The 17,954-nt window shown below is 69.0% G+C and carries 9 protein-coding genes; 7 read left to right on the top strand and 2 right to left on the bottom strand.

The annotated features are described in order from the left end of the window. The 6 genes from ACRWK7_RS28680 to ACRWK7_RS28655 are packed head-to-tail and all read left to right on the top strand — an operon-like array spanning position 1 to position 12,021. The gene (locus tag ACRWK7_RS28680; RefSeq protein WP_431860179.1) at positions 1-1,782 is read left to right on the top strand and encodes a phage portal protein; all 1,782 of its coding nucleotides are present in this window, start codon (positions 1-3) and stop codon (positions 1,780-1,782) included. Continuing rightward, positions 1,779-3,590 (top strand): zeta toxin family protein, encoded by a 1,812-nt coding sequence (locus ACRWK7_RS28675; RefSeq protein WP_431860178.1) that lies wholly within the window; start codon positions 1,779-1,781, stop codon positions 3,588-3,590. Before ACRWK7_RS28680 ends, ACRWK7_RS28675 begins: the two co-directional genes overlap by 4 nt. Further along, on the top strand, positions 3,587-4,753 hold the full coding sequence (locus ACRWK7_RS28670) for a hypothetical protein (RefSeq protein WP_431860176.1): 1,167 nt from the start codon (positions 3,587-3,589) through the stop codon (positions 4,751-4,753). Before ACRWK7_RS28675 ends, ACRWK7_RS28670 begins: the two co-directional genes overlap by 4 nt. Positions 4,754-4,787: 34 nt before the next feature. Next, positions 4,788-5,423 (top strand): hypothetical protein, encoded by a 636-nt coding sequence (locus tag ACRWK7_RS28665; RefSeq protein ID WP_431860175.1) that lies wholly within the window; start codon positions 4,788-4,790, stop codon positions 5,421-5,423. Continuing rightward, entirely contained in the window at positions 5,420-11,683 is a 6,264-nt protein-coding gene (locus tag ACRWK7_RS28660; RefSeq protein WP_431860173.1) for an SNF2-related protein, read from the top strand. Before ACRWK7_RS28665 ends, ACRWK7_RS28660 begins: the two co-directional genes overlap by 4 nt. Beyond that, positions 11,680-12,021 carry a hypothetical protein gene (locus ACRWK7_RS28655; protein WP_431860171.1) on the top strand — a complete coding sequence of 114 codons (342 nt, stop codon included), beginning with the start codon at positions 11,680-11,682 and terminating at the stop codon, positions 12,019-12,021. Before ACRWK7_RS28660 ends, ACRWK7_RS28655 begins: the two co-directional genes overlap by 4 nt. Positions 12,022-12,033: 12 nt before the next feature. Here the strand turns inward: ACRWK7_RS28655 and ACRWK7_RS28650 are convergent, their stop codons facing one another. Then, on the bottom strand, positions 12,034-12,342 hold the full coding sequence (locus ACRWK7_RS28650) for a hypothetical protein (RefSeq protein ID WP_431860170.1): 309 nt from the start codon (positions 12,340-12,342) through the stop codon (positions 12,034-12,036). A 46-nt stretch (positions 12,343-12,388) separates the two neighbouring features. Between ACRWK7_RS28650 and ACRWK7_RS28645 the strand changes: the two genes are divergently transcribed. Next, complete coding sequence (locus tag ACRWK7_RS28645; protein ID WP_431860168.1) at positions 12,389-17,008, top strand: helicase-related protein; 4,620 nt, start codon at positions 12,389-12,391, stop codon at positions 17,006-17,008. Here the strand turns inward: ACRWK7_RS28645 and ACRWK7_RS28640 are convergent. Next, on the bottom strand, positions 17,005-17,913 hold the full coding sequence (locus tag ACRWK7_RS28640; protein ID WP_431860166.1) for a LysR family transcriptional regulator: 909 nt from the start codon (positions 17,911-17,913) through the stop codon (positions 17,005-17,007). The genes ACRWK7_RS28645 and ACRWK7_RS28640 overlap by 4 nt on opposite strands. Positions 17,914-17,954 lie beyond the last annotated feature (41 nt).

Genomic DNA, 17,954 nt, shown 5'->3' with positions numbered 1-17,954 from the left:
ATGAGCAAGCCCGATGATGCCAAATCCGTCGCGTTCGACCCGGCAGCCCCAGCGTCTGAGCGTTATGACGCTCGGGCGGAACTGGAGCGCGCTCACCGGCCGCTGGCGTCCGAACTGCTGCCCAGCTCCGACATCCAGCCGGTCATCGACTACATCTTGAACGGACTGGAGGAGCAAGACATGCTCCTGAAGGCGCGCGGCAACCTGATCCAGTTTCCCGGGCGCGTCCGGCCGCCGCCCAAGCGCGGCATGCAGTCCGTCTACCTGGACGACCTGCAAATATTCGCCCACGGCGAGTACTTCGAGAAGCCGTCGCCGTTGGGCTTCGACACGCTGCGCACCATGGTCGACCAGACGCCGGTGCTGAACTCGGTGATCCTGACGCGCATCCGGCAAATCTCCCGCTTTACCCAGCCGTCGGAGGACGGAGGGCCCGGCTTCGAGATTCGCCACGTCGACCGCAAGCACCAGCTTAGCGACGAGGAACAGAACTCCACCCAGCTCCTGGCCAAGTTCTTCCAGCACAACGGCTGGGAGTTCAACCCGCGCCGCCGCAAGATCATGCGCCGCGACAACTTCACCGGCCTCATGGCGAAGCTGGTCCGCGACAGCCTGACGATGGACTCGGCGCCCATCGAGTGCGAGATGAAGCGCGACCGCTCGCTGGGTATCGACGGTCTGTACGCCGTGGACGGCGCCACCATCCGACTGTGCGCGGAGGACGGCTACGAGGGTGACGACGAGGTCTACGCGTTGCAGGTGGTGCAGGGGCGCATCGCCACCGCTTACACCCGGGACACCCTGATCTACGAGGTGCGCAACCCCCGCACCGATGTCCGCCTCGCCGGCTACGGCCTTGGCGAAACCGAGCTGCTGGTCCGGGTGGTGACCGGCTTCCTCAACGCCATGAGCTATAACATCGCCGGCTTCGACCAGAACGCCATCCCGCGGGGCCTGCTGCACCTGTCCGGCGACTACGCCACCGAGGACATGACCGCGTTCCGGCGCTACTGGAACGCCATGGTCAAGGGCATCAACAATGCCTGGGCTCTGCCGGTGATGGTGTCGAAGGACCAAGAATCGAAGGCGTCCTTCGAGCGCTTCGGCGTCGAGTTCAACGAGATGTACTTCTCGAAGTGGATGACGTTCCTGACGTCGATCATCTGTGCGATCTACGGCATGGCGCCGGACGAGATCAACTTCGAGTCCTTCAGCTCGCAGAAGTCCAGCCTGTCCGGCTCCGACACGGCGGAGCGTCTGGCGGACTCCAAGGACAAGGGCTTGCGCCCGCTGATGTCCTACTTCGAGAGCCTGTTCACCGACTTCGTGGTCTCGGAGTTCAGCGACAAGTATTGCTTCCGCTGGGTGGGACTGGACCCCGCCGACGAGGCGCGCGAGTGGGAGGCCAAGAAGCTGATCCTGACGGTGGACGAGCTGCGGGCCGAGAAGGGCTACGACGGCCACCCGGACAAGCAGCTTGGCCAAGCCCCGATCAACCCGTCGCTGATCGGCCCCTGGATGCAGCTCAACCAGCCCCCGCAGCAGGGGCAGGATTTCGGCGGCCAGGGTGGCGATGCGCTCGACTTCGGGGAGGTGCCGGAGGACGAGGAGGACGGTGGCGGGGGCAAGCCGCCGCCGGGCGACGCCGGCCAGGGCAAGGACAATGCGCCCGCCGGCCGGGACGACACGAGCGGCGGCGACTTCGGTGGCGGCGGCGACGCTGATGCCGACTTCGGCAAGGCCCTCCAGCTCCACAAGCCCATCTGGGCCGTCGAGCCATGACGACGAAGGTCAAGGCGCCCAAGCGCCCCGACGGCGTCGAGCCGGGCGACCACGTCTACGTCCAGCACCCGGAGCACGGCCCCATGGCCGTCAAGGTCCTGGCCTGCGGCGCGCACGGCCTGACCGGCAGGTGTGACCAGGGCAAGCGGCACCGGGTCACCTGGGACCGCTTCCTGGGTCACAAGGCGCGGATGCTCAACCGCTACACGCTGGTCGAGCAGGGCGCGGACGGCGCCATCCTGGAGGACGAGAAGGGCAGGCGTCGGTATCTGGCCGGCGAGGTCCCGGTGGCGACGGAGCCGCCGGCGGCGGAGCCCAAGCGGGACGACCCGCTCCTTGGCGGCATGGACCGCTTGCAGAAGGCTATGAGTGAGGAGTCTACGATGCTGCACGAGCTGCCGCCGGACGCCCGCGTCCTGTTCCTGAAAGCAGGGGCGCTCGCCAACAGGGCCGGTCTGGCGCTCAAGACGGTCACCGACCGCGGCGGGCACCAGACCAAGCGGTGGGCGCGCACTGCGCCGGACGAGCCGGCCAACGACCATAAGGGGCCCAACGACCACAAGGGGCCGGTGCCTCTGAAGCACGGCGACGTGGTGGCCTTCCGGCACAAAGACGTTGAGGGCAAGGGCAAGATCGTCGCCTCGGGCGCCGACGGGGTGACGCTCCAGAGCGAGGATGGTCGCGAGCACCAGGTGCGCCACGAGCATCTGGTGCATCCTGCTGCCGGCGACGCGGACGACGGCGCCGCCGGTGGTGCCGGCAAGGCGGAAGCAGCCAACGACCAGCCCAAGGCCAAGAGCGGCGGCGGCGGTGACGGCACCGTGCCGCCGGACCAGTTCAAGGCCGCGGACTTTTACGCCCAGCACAACGACAATGGCGCGACGGTCGAGAGCGTCCTGAAGGGCTTTCCGCCGGACACCGCCGACAAGATCGCCGACGCGATGAAGCGCCTGGATGGTGTCGAGGAGACCTACAAGGCTCACATGAAGGACGGGGAGTACACCCCGGAGCGTCAGGCGCTGCACGAGAAGATCATCAAGCACATCCTCTCGCCGGAGAAGATCGAGGCGGCGCAGCCGGCGGAGGGCGAGGCCCCGACCTTCACCGTCCTCGGCGGTCGCGGCGGTTCCGGCAAGAGCTGGTTCAACGGCAAGGTGTTCGATCCGACCAAGGCCATCGTGCTCGATGCGGACGAGATCAAGCACATGTTGCCCGAGTACGAGGGCTGGAACGCCTTCCAGGTGCACGAGGAATCTGGCCACCTGTTCGACATCCTCACCGACATGGCCGAAGGCATGGGGCTCAACCTCGTGCACGACGCCACCATGAAGACGGCCCAGAAGGCGGTCGATCTGGTGAAGCGGTTCAAGGAGTCCGGCTACCGCGTGGAGGCGCACTATATGCACCTGCCACGCCAGGAGGCCGCCAAGCGGGCCGTCGGCCGCTTCCTCGGCCCGACGGGTCGCTTTGTCCCGCCGGAGGTGGTATTGTCGAACACGGGCAACGAAGCCTCGTTCGACGCCGTTAAGGACTTGGTGGACGCTTGGTCCTTCCGTGACAACAACGTGGCGAAGGGCGAGGAGCCCAAGCTGATTTCGGAGAGTGGCGATGGCACTCAACAAGGACGCGCTGGAGAAGATGGACAGCATGGATTGCCGGCCGGGGACGGCGAGCAATCCGGTCAAGATTCCGGCGTACATCCAGGCGCTGATGGGCAAGGGGAAGCGGAAGGGTTCCGCAAGGCTCTCGAAGTCCTTGGAGGACGAGACGTCCGAGTGATCTTCTTCGCGGCGGGGGCTGTCCGGTGACGGCCCCGCTGCTGATCGACGTCGGCGCCGTGCCCGACTGCACCTGCACGGATCACCTCGACGGGCTCTACAAGGCGCTTGCGGAGAACCCCAGCGCCGACGACAAGACGATTTGGGCCCCGCACCCGAACCCCTACCTCACCGCGCACGTCGAGGAATCGACAGCCCGCCTGCAAGCCATCTTGGAGCGCATCCAGGACACGCTCGCCCGCCTCCTCACCGGCGAGCCCATCGGCGAGCTGAGCAAGGCGGACGTCCCCTGGCTGCGCTGGAGCGAGGCCGATTTCCAGCACGCGCGCATGCGGCTGGAGGCCAAGCGCCCGGAGGACTACGAGCTGTCCGACTGGATGCTGCTGGTCGACTACCTGATCCAGCGCTACCTCCCGGAGGGCGTCATCCAGTCGGAGGCGGAGTACCTGACCGTGCGCGCCTCCATGCTCGGCAAGGTGCAGGCGAATATGGCGGCCCGCAAGCCGTCCACGGCCACCATCGGGGCCGTCGCGTTCCTGATCCCGACCAGCTTTGCGCACGTCCCCCCGCACGTCCTCAACCCGGTCGAGCTGGAGGTCCTGAAGTTCGCTCGCGCCCGGGCCGCGGAGAACATCAGCGACGTCACCGAGGGCGCCCGCCACCGGATGAAGACGCTGATCCGTGAGCACCTCCAGGCGCAAATCCTCGGCCAGAAGGAGGGCACGGCCGCGGCGCTGCGCCAGCGCATCTTTGACGAGTTCGGGCAGCTCAACCGCGACTTCCGGCGGATCGCCGTGACCGAGGCGGGCGAGTGCTGCAACAGCGGCTTCATCGCGGCGCAGAAGCCGGGCAAGAAAGTCCGGCGCGTCGAGGCGTACCAGGGCGCTTGCGAGTTCTGCCGCTCGATCAACGGCAAGGTGTTCACGGTGGTCTCGCCAGCCAAGCCAGACAAGGATGGCGAGGCGGAAATCTGGCTGGGCAAGACGAACATCGGCCGCAGCGCCGCGCCGCGCAAGAAGGTGGGCGCCGAGCTGGTGGAGCGCGAGCCGCACGAGCGATGGTGGCCGGCGGCCGGGGTGCAGCACCCGCACTGCCGCGGCGCCTGGACGCCGGTGGTCGAGAAGCCGCCCGAGGTCAGCCAGGAGTTCGCCGACTGGCTTGACGGCCTGATCGCCACCGCCCAGCGGTCGTGACCTGGTAGCTGCGTCGTGACGGCACACTGCCGGCATGCCGCTCCTCCTCATCAAAGCCGACATCGGGGCCCGCTTCCGGCGGCTCCTCGAACGCCGCACTGGCGGCGACCCTGCCGCCATGGCGGCGGAGGATCGCGCCTTCACCCTGCGCGCCCACGCTGCGCTCGACGCCGTCGATCACAAGGCGACGCCGGCCCAGCGTGAGGCCGGCAACTACCGGAAGCACCACGTCCGCTTCCAGGGGCTCGACGTCACCATCGAGAATCCGCGCGGTTCGATCCGCCGCGGCGTGGACCGCGGCGGGCACGCGTGGGCCACGTCGATGCAGCACGACTACGGCTACATCCGCGGCACGCTCGGTGTCGACGGCGACCACTTCGACGTCCTGCTGGGCCCGAACGAGGCGGCGCCGACGGCCTTCGTGATCACCACCATGGCGCCGCCGGAGTTCACGGCGACGGACGAGCAAAAGGCGCTCCTCGGCTTCAACAGCGAGGACGAGGCCCGGGCCGCTTTCCACGGCATGTACGACGACGCGCGATTCCTCGGCTCCGTCCAGGCGATGCCGATGGAGGAGTTCAAGGCCAAGGTGCGCACCACGCGCGCGCATCCCCGCCTCCTCAAGGCCCGCGTCCTGTTCTTCATCCCCCGCCGCGAGACCGCGCAATGATCCTCCTCCTGAAGGCCGCCGTCGCCGGCGGGGCCGCCGCGGACCTGTTCGCCACGCAGGTCGACGTCGCGGGCTACGTCAACGCCAACGGCACCTACGTCGCACCGCACCGCGGCATCCGGCACAAGCGCCAAGCCGAGCCGCAAGCGCCGGCGCAAGGTTCCCTATTCGAGGAGCCGAAGAAGGCCGGGGCCGCGCAGCCGTCCCTTTTCGAGGACGCGCCCGCGCCGGAGAAGGGCGCGGCGCAGGTCCTGCCGACCACAGACGGCCTGCACAGGCTCGCCGACTTCATCACCCGGCACGGCGGCAAAGACGCCCTCGGCGCGCAGCTCGGCCGGGCCAAGCCGGCGGAGCGGGACCGCGCGGTGAAGCTCATGGCCGGCATCGGCGGGGTTTCGCCGCACCAAGTCGAAACGCTGCTGGGCCTGCATGGGCCCGCGGGCGAGGCGGCTGTCGAAGCGCCGAAGGAGGAGGCGGCCCCGGCCGCTGCCCCCGAGCCGCCGACGGAGGCGGCTCCAGCCGGCTTCGATGACGTGTTCAAGATGGTCTCGCGCCGCAAGGTCGGCGGCGGAGGGAAGACCACGCCCGGGGACGAGTTCACCTTCTCGGGCACGCTCGACGGGCAGGCGCTGGAGCTGCGGAGCCGGGTCCGCACGCAGAAGGAGAACGCCTCCTTCTACACGCCGTCCAACGCCCGCATCCACTACGGCATGACGGGCCGCGTCGTGGCTGACGACCAGTTTGTGGACATCGAGGTCCGCGCCAAGGAGCCGGTGTCCGACGCGACGCTCCACAAGATCGCCGCCATGGCCCAGAAGGTCGATGCCCGGCCGGTCCTGGTGCGGCGGAAGGGCGAGCCGGTGCGCACCGGCGTGGACGCCTCCGGCGATGCCGGTCCCGACGAGGCGCGCGCGCCGCTCCAGGGGGGCGTGCCGGCCGGCCCCACGAAGAAGGCCCGCAAGGCGGCGAACGCCCGGGCGCTGGAGCTTCTGAAGGAGAAGGCGGACGGCGAGATGACGGCGGACGACCGCGCGGCGCTCGCCCGGTACACCGGCCGCGGCGGCGTCGGCGATTCGCTGAACGAGTTCTACACCGACCCGGCCGTGGCCGGCGCTATGTGGTCCATGCTGGCCAACCTCGGCTTTGCCGGCGGCGAGGTCCTGGAGCCCAGCTCCGGCACCGGCGTCTTCCTGCACACCGCGCCGGCCGGCGCGCGTGTCACAGCGGTCGAGCTGGACCCGACCAGCGCCCGCATCGCCCGCATCCTGCACGCCGGCAGCGGGCACGAGGTCAACAACGCGAGCCTGGAGCGCTTCGCCACCCAGGACGGCCGCACCTTCGACGCCGTCATCGGCAACGTCCCGTTCGGCCTGCGCGGCACCACGCTGAAGGACGACAAGCCGGACCTGTCCACGGCCGACCAGTACTTCGTGGACACCGCACTCGACAAGTGCCGCGACGGCGGGCTGGTGGCGCTGATCGTCCCCACTGGGATCATGGACAGCAAGACCGGGCGCGCCTTCCGCGAGCGCGTGCTGCGCAAGGCCGAGTTCCTGGGCGCGCACCGGCTGCCCAACACCGCGTTCGAGGCGTCGCACACCGAGGTCACCAGCGACATCGTGGTCTTCCGCAAGCGCCCACAGGACGCGGCGGGGGCGCTGTCCACGCTGTCCCAGGAACAGCTCCAGGCACTCAACATGCTCTACGCCCGCGGGCTGTGGGACAGCGAGTTCCTAGGCGGCACCTACTTCACCGAGGGCCGCGGCGCCGCCAACGTCATGGGGCGCCTGGAAGAGGGCTGGCGCGCCAAGGCCGGCATTGGCCAGGACATCACCGTCACGGGCAGCATGGACGGCGTGCCGGCGGCGCTGGCCGCGTGGCGGCCGGAAGACCTGGGCGGGCAGACGCCGTCGGTCCAGCAGATCCTGGAGAGCCTTGGCGACGACGCGGCGGCCAAGCGGCGCGCCGTCAACGCCGCGCTCAAGAACCCCTATCAGGTGGCCAAGCCCGGCGACGTCAAGGTCATCGACGGCGTGCGCTACGTTCTCCAGGGCGAGCCGCCGCGCTGGCACAGGGCGGAGGGGGAGGTCCCCGGCGCCGTGGAGGACGCGCATCGAATCGCCGAGCTGCTGGAGGATCTGGCGGAGGGGCGCGCGCGCGACCCCTTCTTCGTTCGCGCCGGGCTGATCGAGGCGCTGGACGACTACGTGCGCGAGCACGGCGTGCCGCACCGGAACAAGGACCTGCGCCGCTGGCTCGCCGCGCCGTCGCTGCCGCAGGGTGAGGGCGTCGAGCCGGAGGACCATCGCGCCCATGTCGAGGGCACCCGCCGGCGGGTGGCGCGCTTGCTCGGGGCGGTGCATGACGACGGCACCTACTCCGACCTGGTCACCGGGCGCACGCGCGAGACCGGCGGCGCAGACCTGGACACCGTCGCCACCAAGCTCGCGCTGGAGAGCGGCGGCTTCACGGTCGACCAGCTCGCCGCCGCGTGGGGGAGCGGCGACCGCGACGCCGTGCTGGACCACCTGTTCGCCTCGCCCGCCTATGCGGTCGATCCCGACGGCCAGACCTGGACCACGATGGATGCTTACCTCTCGGGGGAGCTGTGGGCCAAGCACGATGCGGCGATGGCCGCGGCGGCGCACGAGGGGCTGGCCGCGGAGTTCGCCGCCAAGTACCGGGCGCAGGCGAAGGCCCTGGAGGAGGCCATCGCGCCGCAGTCGCTGGAGGACGTGGACATTGCCGTCAACAGCGGCTTCGTCACGCCGGAGGTGCTGACGGCTTGGTTCACGGCGCAGGACGAGGCGTTCCGCGCGGCGCACCCCAACGCCCCTTACGCGCCGGGGCTGGTCGACGTCACCTACGACGACGGCGTCTACTCGGTGAAGCGCCGCGCTGACCAGGGCCACGGCTGGCTGCCGCCGGCGGCGGACCTGCTGGAGCGCATCTTGAACCGCTCCGGGGTGCGCAAGGACGAGAAGGACAAGGTCGACCAGCTCAATAAGGACTTCCGCGAATGGCTGCTGGCCAGCGCGTGGCGAGACCAGGTCGAGGAATCCTACAATCGCACCTACCGCGGCTACCGCGCCAAGGCGTTCAGCGACGCCCCCATCGCGATCCCGGGCTTGAACCCGGCGCTCGACGTCAACCGCTACCACTTCGCCGGGCTGCGGTGGGCCCTGGAGGCGGGGAAGGGGATCATCGCGGCTGACGTCGGCCTGGGGAAGACCGGGCGCGGGCTCATGCTCGCCCGGCTGGCCAAGGTCACCGGGCAGGCCAAGAAGCCCACCTTCGTGGTGCCGAAGTCGGTGCTGGCGAACTGGATGGCGGAGGCGGAGTTCTGGTTCCCGGGGAGCAAGGTGCTCGTCATCGGCGAGACCTACTCCCGCGACAAGCAGGGCGCCCTGGTGTCCAAGCCGGACAACGAGGAGACCCGGCGTCGCAAGTACCATGAACTGCAACAGAACGACTATGATTTCGTCTTCATTTCCCAGCCCGCGTGGAACGATCTGGATGTCGATCCCATCACCAAGGGCAAGTACGCGAACGACGACTTCTGGACGAAGCGCGGCGACAAACTGGGCAATGCTGGCGACAAGCGGCTGAAGCAGATCCGCACGGCCTATGAACAGGCCCTGGCCAAGCGCGAGTTCGCCGACCGCGAGGAGACCATCTACTTCAACCAGCTCGGCATCGACATGCTGTTGCTGGACGAGGGGCACGCCTACAAGAACCTCTACGCCGCCAGGAACCGCTTCGGCGAGAGCCCGAAGTTCCTGGGCGGCTCCGGCCTGTCCAACCGGGCGCAGGACACGAACTTCAAGACGCGCGCGGTGCGCGAGGCGAACGGCGGCAAGGGCGTGTTCATGCTCACCGCCACCCCGACGAAGAACAGCCCGCTCGAAGTCTACTCGATGCTGTCGCACATCGCGCCGGAAGCCTTCGAGCGCATGGGCATCAAGAACAGCGAGGATTTCTTGGACCGCTTCTGCGAGTTCAAGATGGACACGATCCTCACCGTCGACGGGGTGCTGGACGAGGCGGTGGTCACCGCCGGCTTCAAGAACCTGGACGAACTGCGCGAGGTCATGAAGCGGTTCATCGACCGCAAGACCGCGGAGGACGTCGGCCTGAAGCTGCCGGCGCGCCAGGACCACCAGCACCTGATCGAGATGACGCCCGAACAGGAGGCGGTCTACCAGGAGCTGCGCGAGGCCGCGGCGGAGAAGGCCAAGGGCGACGACACCGGCGACGCGCACATCTTCAGCATCATGGACAAGATGGGCAAGGCGTCCATCGACCTGGCGCTCCTGGGTCCGCAGCACAAGGGGGCGCGCTCGCCAAAGATCGAGACGGTGGCCGCGAATGTCGCAAAGCTCTCGGCCGACGGCGGGCAGGTGGTGTTCTGCGACCACGTCGACGTGCACGAGAAGATCGCCGCGGCGCTGGTGGCGGCCGGCATCCCGCGCGAGCACATCGGCATCATCAACGCCAAGGCCGCCTCCAGCTCGGCCGCCCGGCAGCGCATCGCCGACGACTTCAACGCGCGCAGGCTGAAGGTGGTGATCGGCAACACGGCCACCATGGGCGAGGGCGTCAACCTCCAGAAGGGGACGACCGACATCCACCACTGCGACCTGCCGTGGGAGCCAAGTTCGTTGCAACAACGAAACGGTCGCGGGCTCCGTCAAGGCAACCTAAAGGAGAGTGTTCGCGTTCACACATATCTGGCTAAGGGTAGCTTCGACGGCTACCGTTACCAGACCATCGCGGCCAAGAAGGACTGGCAGGACCTGTTGTGGAACGGCGGCGACCGGGTGGAGAACTTGGCGCGCGAGGGCGCGTTCTCGCGCACCGACATGCTGATCATGCTGGCCGCCAACCCGGAGGAGGCGCGCGCCCAGTACGAGGCCGACAAGAAGGCCGCCGAGGAGCGGAAGACCACCGAGGAGCGCGGTCGCGTGGTCGACATGTTCGGCAAGTTCCAGGAGATGACCAACTCCTTCAAGGAGATGAAGGCGCGCGGGGCGAAGGGCACCTCGTTCGACCGCCTGCGGCTGAAGATGGAACGCCTGCGCGAGACCCTGCGCGACAGCCGCTACTTCACCCACAAGGACCTGCTCGACATGGAGGAGGCGGCGCTGATCGAGCCCGTCACCAACTACGCGTGGACCAAGGGCAAGGCGTTCGAGATGGCCGGCGGCCCCGACGCGCCGATGAACTGGAGCGCGGAGCCGTCGAAGTGGGTGGTGGTGGGCGTGCACCGCGACAGCGGCACGGTGGTCGCGCGCCAGTACGGCTCCGCCAGCGGGCATCGCATCACCGTCGACATCGCGGCCATGAAGTCCGGCATCACGCCATTCCAGTACGACCAGGCGGAGGAGGAAAAGGCTATCGAGGAGGCGGCGAGCAAGGCGGCGGAAGGCAACGCCAACCGCGCCAAGAAGCCGGCCGATTTGCGCCACCTGCCGGCCGATCTGGTCGAGCGGCTGGAGCCGGTTCTTCAGGAACAGCTCAAGACCGCCGTCCGAAAGTACCAGGACGGGCACCATGGCCCCTACGGCATGGTGGCGAGCGACGGGACGCCGGTGGCGGTGGAGTCCTACCGGGGCCGGGACGCCATCAACTCCCACGACCTGATCCTTCCCACACCCAAGGGCCGGGAGCTGGCCATCCGGGGCTACGTCGACGCCATGCTTGGGCGCAAGATCAAGACCCGGTACCAGGAATCGCGGCGCGGGCGCGGCGGCTACGGCACGAGCAAGGCCGTGGGGATCGAGCCGGCCTACCCGGGATTCGAGTACGGCAACAGCAAGGGAAACCCGTGGGAGTCGATCATCCGGGAGCTGTTCGGCGACGAGGTGAAGGCGGAGGCGGAGAGGGATCTGCACCGGCGCGTCCTGGCCCGCATCGGCTCGGCGCTGAACTTCACCGAAGCGGTGCGGGCGGCGCTGCCGACCGTGAACGTCCCGGCCTACGGGAGCGGCAGCCTGGCGCACGGCGCGTGGCCGGCGGAGACCGTGCGGGCGCTTGCGCGCAAGGCGAAGGCGCTAGGCGTGCTGGACCGGCCGTTGAAGGATGTGACGGAGACGTCCAGGTATGACGATGGGGCCAAGGTGCATCCCGACGTCTTCAACGTCCTGGAGCGCGGGCGCCCCTACAGCGGCACGGGCGGCCACACCACCATCCGTGACTTCGCGGCCAAGATGATGCCGACGGACCAGGACGCCGCCGCGCTGCTGGAGGAGCTGAAATGAGCGTCGAGGCCCCCGGGATGGATGTGCACGCCGCGCTCCGCAACGTGCTCCAGCAGCTCCAGGCGGACCCGCAGCGGTACCGGTGGTTCGGGGTGTGGTGGTGGCCGGTCAAGGCGCTCCTGAAGCGCGCCGGCTATGGTCCCGACCAGCTCTACATGCTGGGCAGCTACCAGGACCCCGAGACGGCGGCGTTGGTTCCGTCGGAGGGGCTGGAGGCGACGCTGCGCGCCGCGTTCGAGGAGTATGGGAGCAACGCGCGCTTCGGCCGTCCGGGCGGCCGGGTCGAGGGCCCGGACGGCGAGCTGGTCACCATCTATGACGAGGACGCCGGGCTTTAGGCCCGGCGGCCGTCACCGCGGCTTGCCGGCGTCGCGGGTGCAGACGGTGAACTGCGCCTGCGCGGCCTGGGCTGGGGAAACGGTCGGGTCGAAGTACAGCAGGTCGATCTTGTTGCGGGCCCACTCGTAGGCGCCGCGCTGCCGGAACTCCTGTTCGATCTGGTACTTGGGCACGCCGCGGTCGCGGCGCTGGCCGGCGTCCAGGATCGCGTCCGCGCGCGTCCGGCACACTTCCGGCGCGTTGGCTGGCGTCAGTTCCTGCGCGCCGGCGATTCCTGCGGCCAGGGCGGCAAGCACGCCGACGGCTATAGCGATGCGCATGGTCCTCCTCCCGGGGGCAAATCGGTCGTGACGCCAGTATGGCGCCATGAGCACGCCCATCGCCATCCTGTTCTTCGCCGCGGACGAGAGCCTAGCAAAGGGCGGCCTGCCGCCCGGCGCCCGCTGGATCACCGTGCGGCCGAATGGCCCCGGCACCGAAGGCCACGCCGTGCTAATCCAGCAGCAGAGCGACGGATCGGCGCGCGTCATCGGCGGCGCGGGCGGAAAGCTCAACTACCTGCGGCTGACCGGCGTGCGGTCGGAAACGGAGTACAAGGAGGAGGCCCGGAAGAAGGCCGAAGGCCGGCGCGCCGAGAAGAAGGCGAAGCGCGAACAGGACCGCAAGGACGGCCTGCTGGCGTCGAAGACCAAGGCGCGGGACGCGATCAAGGGCCAGCTCCGCGAGCACGAAGTCAAGTTCGTCCAGACCGTGGCCACGGCGCTCGGCTGGAAGCAGGAGGACATGGCGTTCCCGGAGCACCAGGTCGCCAACCTGTCCGAAACGGCGCAGAAGAAGGCGCGGGAGCGGCACGCGCGCGAGCTGTTCCGCAAGGCGCAGGAAGCGGTGGACACCCAACGCCAGCGCCTCGTACAGGACGCCGAAGCCCGCTCGGCCGCCGGGCTCGGCGAGGTCAAGCTGACCAGCGCCGAGCCGGACGAGCTGTCCGTCCAGGACTTGGCCCCGCTCCCGGAGGCGGGCGCCGGGCTCGGCTTCCAGGCGGGTTACGGGAAGCGCGCGGAGGCGGCTGGCCTGACCCCGGATGAGCTGAAGGAGGAAGCCGCCGCGGCCAAGCCGCCGCCGAAGAATCCGCCGGCCGAAGGTCAGCCGTCGGCCGCGGAGAAGCGCAAGGTGACGGCGGAGAAGATCGCCGCGGAACTGAAGGACATCCGAGAGCCCGGCCCGAAGGTCGATCCCAAGAAGGTGCTCGACGCGCGTCAGGCGGTCGAGCTGCTGAAGGCGGAGAAGGCGCTGAAGACGGTCCAGAAGTCGGCCCGCGACCAGTTGAAGCGGGTTGACGACGCCAAGGAGGTGGTCGAGCCGAAAGCCTACGTCCTGGAGGTCGGCAACGCGCCGGTCGAGGCGGACGTCGTCAAGGACCTGGAGAACGACCTACGGACCCTGAAGACGCGCGCCTTCCTGGAGGAGGTCGGGCGCGTCGCCGGGGGAACCGAGACCCTCGGCAAGCACATCGGCGTGGGCGCCTACAACTCGATCAACAGCGTGGCGCTCGCCGCCGGCGGGGCGTCCCTGGTCGACCGCTCCGTCGTGGACGTGCTCGGAGTGGCCGGCGCCGCGCAGGTGCTGGCGCGGCGGCTGGGGACCGACCTGACCGCGGAGGAGATGGATCACCTGCGCGAGGCCATGGCGCGCTTCCACGTCGACCACTACATGGGCCTGTCCGATCAGGCGCTGCGCGAGGCGCGCGAGCTGCACGAGGTCGCGCACGAGATCGAGGTGGGGGAGGCCAAGAACGGCGCCGACTTGGTGCAGGCGCAGGAGCTGAACGCCAAGCGCCGGGAGTTCGTGGAGGCGGCGCAGCGCACCCTTGGCACCGCCCTCGGCGAGATGGAGGCGAACGCCGCGCTCGTCGTCGCCCTCGAACAGCCGACGAAGGACCAGATCACCGTCTCCCTCGGCAAGACCAGCGTGGAGGAGGCCATCCGGCAGGCCCGCGCGATTGGCCTGGACCGCGGCGACTACCAGGTGGAGAGGGTGGGGGCGTCCACCATGCTCACCGTGCACGCGGGCGGGATGAACAAGCTGGCGCAGCCGGTGGCGAAGGAGGACCTGGAGCGCACGCGCACCGCGCTGGCCATCATCAACGGCGAGCACGACGAGGACGATTGGCTGCCGGAGGGCGTCGCGCGCCGGCCGGACATGGCCATGGAGGTCAAGCCGGGCGCCGCGCCGCGGCTGGCCAAGCCCTTCCCTGCGAATCCGTCGGACATCGAGGCCGCGATCCGGGACTACATCGGCGGGCGAACGGCCGACGGCGACGCCCCCGCCGACGTGATGGCCGGCCTTCTGTCGGAAGACACCCTCCAGAAGGCGGGCGACCGCCAAGCGTTCATGGAGGCGCTGGAGCGCGTGACGCCGCTGTACGGCGCCGACGGCAAGATGGTCCGCGCCGAGTCCTACCAGTCGGCGTTCGAGGGCATGGCCGACGACTACGTGGCCAAGCTGGGCGGCGACCGCACCCCGCTCCACCGGCAGCAATTCCCGGTCGATCAGGTGGCCGTCGACGCGCTGCACCGCGCGCTGTCGGAGCACCCGGACGGCGTCGCCGCCTTCAAGCCCGTCGGCGAGCTGACGGCGCAAGACCAGCGTGCCCTGCGCGAGGCGTTCGTGCGCGAGTTCGGCAAGGCCGATCCACAAGCTGAACAGCTCCGCCAGGACCTGGAGAAGCTGGACGCGGCGGAGCCAGAGCGCGAGGTGGAGGATATGTTCGGGCGGGGTGTCAACCCGGCCTGGACCGAGTGGCAGGGGCGGCGGAACGAGCTGGCGGCGAAGGTCAACGCCGCCACCATGGACTGGGGCAAATACATCCAGACGATGGGTGGCCCGGCGAACGCCTACGCGGCGATGCAGGACGTGGTGAAGTCGAAGCTCATGCGCGCCTTCGCCGACCACCACAACCGCCTGCGCACCGACGGGCCGCTGAAGATCGGGCGCACCGTCATCGCGAACGACCTCTCGCACCTGGACGCGCTCGACGCCGACGCGCGGGATCGGCGCTTGGCGCAGCACCGCGACCTGGTGGACGGCCTGCGCAACCGCGTGGCAGGGCGCTACGCCTCCGGCGCCGTCTCCGACAAGATCGCCGCGGCGCGCGCCGCCCAGGAGGCCGCTGCCCAGGCGCAGATGGGATTGTTCGGAGCATCCGAGGAGCCGCCGGCCGGGGACGGCGAGGCAGCCGCGCCGGAGCGCCCGCTGGATCTGGGAGAGCGCTACACGCTGGGCCACGCCGCGGAACGGCAGGTGGCCGGGATGATGCCGGTGGTCGGGCGCAACTTCCGCGCCGGGCAGCCTGTGCAGCTCTGGCAGCCGACAATGTCGGGCCGGTTCGTCGGCCGCCAGCGGGCGGTCAAGCTGATCGAGCACAATCGGCGCGTGGCGCTGGCGCAGGGCGTCGGCTCCGGCAAGACGTCGATGATGCTGGCCGGCTTCACCCACCTGCACGCCAAGGGCAAAGCGCGCCGCGGCCTGTTCGTGGTGCCCAGCATCGTCCAGGGGCAGTTCCACGGCGAGGCTCTGACGCTCCTCCAGCCGGGCAAGTACTCCTGGCACTGCGACACCGGCGCGAGCCGGGAGGAGCGGATCGCGGCGTACAAGGACCCCAGCATCCACTTCAGCGTCGTCACCCACCAGGCGTTCCGCGACGACCTGCTGCACATGGCGGCGCAGCACGAGGGCAGCACGCCGAACGCGGTGGCGGAGAAGCTGGACGGCATGACGCCGGCGGAGCGCAAGCGGTACATGCGCGGCGTGCTCGACGCGGAGGGCATCGACCACGACTACCTGGCCATTGACGAGGGGCACAACCTCCTCAACCGGGCCGGCAAGCAGAACTCGCGGATGGCCAACGTCATCGACGCGGTCAGCCACAACATGGGGACCTACGTCAACGCCACCGCCGATCCGGTGAAGAACGACCCGTCGGAAGCCTTCGACGTCCTGGCGAAGATGGACCCCGACCGCTACCACGACCGCGACGCCTTCATGCGCAAGTACGGGGTGAACACCGCCGCGAGCAAGGACGCGCTCCGGCGCGAGATGGCGCGGCACTTCTACCCCGGCCGGATCGAGTCCGGCGTGCAGGCGACGAAGACGGAGGTCCCGGTCCAGCTCTCCGACGGGCAGCGCGACCATCTGAAGAGGCTCGATGACGCCGTGGCCCGCGCCCGCATGGCGCGGATGAAGGGCGACGTCGACGTAGAGGCGGTGAAGACTCTGTCGCCCTCCAGCTTCGAGGGTGTGCCGGAGGCCCAGCACCAGGAACTGGCCCGCCACCTCCAGGCCAACGTCGGGATCATCCACGGCACCGCGGTCCAGCACGCCATCAACGGCGAGGCGAAGACGGAGGTCCTGGCGAAGCTGGCCGGCGAGCGCCGCGGCCGGCCCGGTGTGGTCTTCGTCAACCGGCTGGACCGGGTGGACGAGATCGCCGACCGCCTGCGGAAGGACGGGCACCGCGTCGTCACGCTCACCGGCGGCGACACGTCGAGCGACAAGGACCGGAAGAAGCGCGAGTACCAGCGGGGGGACCACGACATCATCGTGTGCTCGAACGCCGGCGCCGTCGGTGCCAACCTCCAGCGCGGCAAGTGGCTCGCCCAGTACGACACGCCGATGACGGCGATGGTGCACGCGCAACGCAATGGCCGCATCGACCGCATCGGGCAGACGGAAGACGTCGAGCTGCTGGACCTGGTGGCGGACCACCCCGCGGAGCGCCGCGCCCGCAAGCGCTTGGCCGACAAGTACGAGCTGCGCGACATCATGACGTCGCCGCTCGAAGGGCTCGATGACCGGGGGATTGCCGGCTACCTTCACCGTGTGAAGGCCGGCCAGATGGACGCGGCGCAGCCGCACTTCCTGCCGGCCGCGCCGCATGAGGTCCCGGATGGTCTGGCGGAGCCGGAAGCGCAGGCCGCCTTGTTCTAGGCGTTGGCGAACCAGGGACTGCGCGCAAAGGCATCCGCAATCACGTCCCAGGTTCGCCGAACTGGTTCCAGGCTGAGAGCTTCGGGTAGAGCGGTCTCCCAGATTTCCACGGCCGGCGGCTCGCCCAACGGCAGCACCACCACGTTGCGGTCCAGCAATTCGCTAAAGTCGGGGAGCATGGCCACACCGCTTCCAGTAATCAGCGCACGGTGCAGCGCGGAGCTGGTGCTGGCGGTGAAGACGCGCGCGCTGCCCAAGGCGAGTTCGTTCCAGCGTTGAAAGGTGGGCAGGCTGGTGTAGGACGCGTGCTGGATCAGCGGGAAGCGCGCCAGATCCTCGAAGCTTGAAGGCATTCCGTTGGCTTCGAGGAAGGCGCGAGAGGCCACTGGTCGAAACCGCATGATCCCAAGCTTCCGTGCTTTGTACTCCGCCGGCCGCGGCACGGTGCCGCCGATGGGAACATGGGTGATTTCGATGTCAGCACGACTGTTCGGCGCCAGAATGTCCAGCGGTGGCAGTGATCCGGGTGGGATTAGCGGCAGGGGCGAAGGGGCTCCGCGCAACCCTGCCGCCTGCGGAGCTATGAGGTAGCTGGCGATTCCTTCCGGTGCGGAAATGGATACGGGAGATTTGGCTGTCGATAGGCCAACCAGCACGCGCTCGAAGTTCGCCGTGGCGGACGCAATGGCCTCGGCAGCTTCAACCAAGCTCCGGCCCGCTGCGGTCAGCTCGACACCAGACGATTTACGTATCACCAGTGGCACGCCAGCGTCGGCTTCAAGCTCCGCGATCCTGCGTATCAACGTATGCCGACCAAGGCCGACCATCGTGGCTGCCCGCGATATGGACCCGTCGTTGGCAATCGCAAGCAGAATGCGCACCAGGGTTATGTCTGGCTGGATCATTGGCGTTACACCCCCTGTTGTACCGACGATACTACCTTAGT

Source organism: Azospirillum sp. (assembly GCF_050789165.1).
This window is presented reverse-complemented; position numbering and strand designations above follow the sequence as displayed.